3 protein-coding genes and 1 pseudogene are annotated in these 2667 nt (G+C 64.0%); all 4 read left to right on the top strand.

The features are described 5' to 3' along the window. Window positions 1–526, top strand: a 526-nt coding sequence (locus tag ACE3S9_RS18110) for a PQQ-dependent catabolism-associated beta-propeller protein (protein WP_374547872.1), incomplete at its 5' end; no start/stop codon positions are given. A 30-nt stretch (window positions 527–556) separates the two neighbouring features. Then, window positions 557–1168, top strand: coding sequence for a hypothetical protein (locus tag ACE3S9_RS18115; protein ID WP_374547873.1), 612 nt, complete (start codon window positions 557–559; stop codon window positions 1166–1168). Between the two features lie 213 nt (window positions 1169–1381). Next, entirely contained in the window at window positions 1382–2086 is a 705-nt protein-coding gene (locus tag ACE3S9_RS18120; protein ID WP_374547874.1) for a response regulator transcription factor, read from the top strand. Window positions 2087–2179: 93 nt separating this feature from the next. Then, window positions 2180–2667, top strand: a pseudogene (locus ACE3S9_RS18125) (hypothetical protein); the annotation flags it as partial.

Raw genomic sequence — 2667 nt, forward strand, 5'->3', positions numbered from 1 at the left:
GATTCTGATCAATACGTCCGAAACCACCAGCATGGCGCATTTCATCGACGCCCATACGTTCAAGATGCTCGACAGCGTGCTGGTGGACAAGCGCCCGCGCGTCGCGGTCTTCAACAAGGACGGCTCCCGGCTCTGGGTCAGCTCGGAGGTCGGCGGCTCGGTGGCGGTGATCGATCCGCAGACGCGCAAGATCATCAAGAAGATCCGCTTCGAGGTGCCGGGCCTGACGCGGGAAGAGATCCAGCCGGTCGGCATCCGCCTGACCAGCGACGGCAAGACGGCCTTCGTCGCGCTCGGGCCGGCCAATCGCGTCGCCGTGGTGGACGCCCAGACCTTCGAAGTCCGCAAATATCTGCTGGTCGGCCAGAGGGTCTGGCATCTGGCGCTGACCCCGGATGAAAAACTGCTGTTCACCACCAATGGCAATTCCAATGACGTTTCGGTGATCGACGTGGCGGCGCTCAAGGTGATCAAGACCATTCCCGTCGGCCAGGCGCCGCTCGGCGTGGTCTCGTCGCCGAACTGATTTTTCGCACGGAACGCGGGGAGAGATTCGATGAGGCTTTTCGCAGCCTTTGGCGCGCTGGCTCTGGCGCTGGGGGCGGCCGCTCCGGCGCCGGCCGCGCCGGCCGACGATCCCGACTGGCCCTGCGCCCAGCGCAAGACCGGGCCGATCAGCGTCGCGGCGGTCTGGGCGGGGCCCGATCTCGCCGAGGCCGGCCGCTGGGACGACGATTCGGAAGCCGCTGCTTTGGCGCGCAAGCTCGCCTCGCGGCGCACGCCGATCGACGAGATGGACGCCCTGATCGACGATTTCGCGGCCAAGGCGGGCGCCGACAAGGCGGCGCGGCTGACCCGCGCCTTCGCCGGGGCGATCGACCTGATCAATACGGAGCGCGACCGGGTCATCTCCGGGGTGACCCGCTACGCGCGCGGACAGAACAAGCTGGCGGAGAAGATCCGCGCCGAGGCCGACAAGATCAGCGACGCCGAGGAGGACAAGGAGGTGTCGTCGCCGCAGGCGCTGGAGGATGCGCAGTCGGGCCTCAAATGGGACAAGAGAATCTTCGACGAACGCTCGCGCGCGCTGACCTATGTCTGCGAGACGCCGGTCCTGCTGGAGCGGCGGGCCTTCGAGATCGCGCGAAAAATTCAGCAGCGCCTATGAAAAAGGCGCCTGCAAACCACTATGCGGACGATATATTCATTATAAGAAATATAAGACGAATATAATAAGATTCTCCGGGCCTCCAGGGACCGGATCGGGTGGGAAGTGAGTTGTGGGTCCGTGAGGGAGTCACTATTCTCACGACGCCGAACGACCGAGCGTCAGTCTCAACAAGGGTCGGCGGCGGGAGTTTGAAACGCAGGGCATGAACCGATGAATGTTCTGATCATCGAAAACGATCTTGTGGCTGGCGGCGTGCTCGCCGAAGGCCTCAAGGCGGAGGGCTTCGACGTCACTTTCGTTGGCGAAGGCGAGGATCCGGTCGAAACGGCCAAAGCGCTGAACCCATGCGCCGTGCTGTTCGACAGTCATTCGCCGGACAACCACGATTTTGAAATGTGCCGCGCCATGCGGCGCAACGGCCGCACCGAGCCGATCCTGTTCCTCAGCGATCGCCACGAGGCCACCGATCGCGCCAGCGGCCTCAATGCCGGCGCGGATGATTATATCGCCAAGCCGTTCCTGTTCGACGAACTGGTCGAGCGTCTGCGCGCCCATCTGATCCACCATTCCATCTCGGCGGATTCGAGCGAGCGCCGCAAGGTCGGGCAATTGGTGCTCGACATGCGGACCCGGCAGGCCCATTACGGCAACGCCCATATCAGGCTGACCCAGCGCGAGGCCGAACTGCTCGCGATCCTGATGGACAACGCCAATCATCCGGTCGGTCGCGGCGACATCTACGATCAGCTCTGGGGCGATCAGGGCTGCACCTCGCTCAATGTGGTGGATGTCTATCTCGGCTATCTCCGCACCAAATTCACCGAGATCACCCGGGTCGGCGGTCCGTTCATCAGCACGGTGCGCGGGCGCGGCTTCATGCTCGACATGGCGGGCTATAAATGCGTCGCGCGTTGAGCGCGTCGCGCTGATCGCCCAGCCTGCAAGGACGCCGGAAAATCGCGCCGCCTGAGCGCGAATTCCGGCGCGTCCGCCAAGGAGAGAATTTTGATGAAGCTCCGCCTGGGGCAGGTCGTCGCCTGCCTGTTGTTCGTCCAAGCCGCCACATTCGCCGCCTTTGCCGAGGAAAAACCGCCCGCCGCCGCCGACCTGCTGTTCGAGGCGCCGCAAATGGCCAATACCAAGCCCGGCGACCAGATCGCCTATAGCTACAGCCAGAAATCCGCCGATCCGGAGAAATATGGCGCGGCTTTCGACGACAGCATCAAATTGTCGATCGACGAGGCCGGCAAGGCGCCGGACGAGCGCACGGTGCGGGTGGAAATGTTCTCCGGCGAGCGGCGCAAGCCGGCGGGTCCGTTCGAGGGCATGTCGGGCAATCCGGTGCTTAGCCTGATGCTGGAGAACAATGTCCAGCAATTGTCGAAGCTGCTGGGGGCCAATCCGCGTTATCTGAAAAACGCCATCCGCCGGGCCCTGCGCGACGCGCCGAGCGCGCCCGACCAGATCGACGGGCAGAAACAGGCCTGGCGCGTCGA

Origin of the sequence: Rhodoblastus sp., assembly GCF_041915505.1 — a bacterium.
Classification (GTDB): Bacteria; Pseudomonadota; Alphaproteobacteria; order Rhizobiales; family Beijerinckiaceae; genus Rhodoblastus.

Bases quoted from the DNA above. Each gene is read 5' to 3' on its own strand.
- ACE3S9_RS18115 (WP_374547873.1), top strand. From the start codon at position 557: ATGAGGCTTTTCGCAGCCTTTGGCGCGCTGGCTCTGGCGCTGGGGGCG.
- ACE3S9_RS18120 (WP_374547874.1), top strand. From the start codon at position 1,382: ATGAATGTTCTGATCATCGAAAACGATCTTGTGGCTGGCGGCGTGCTC.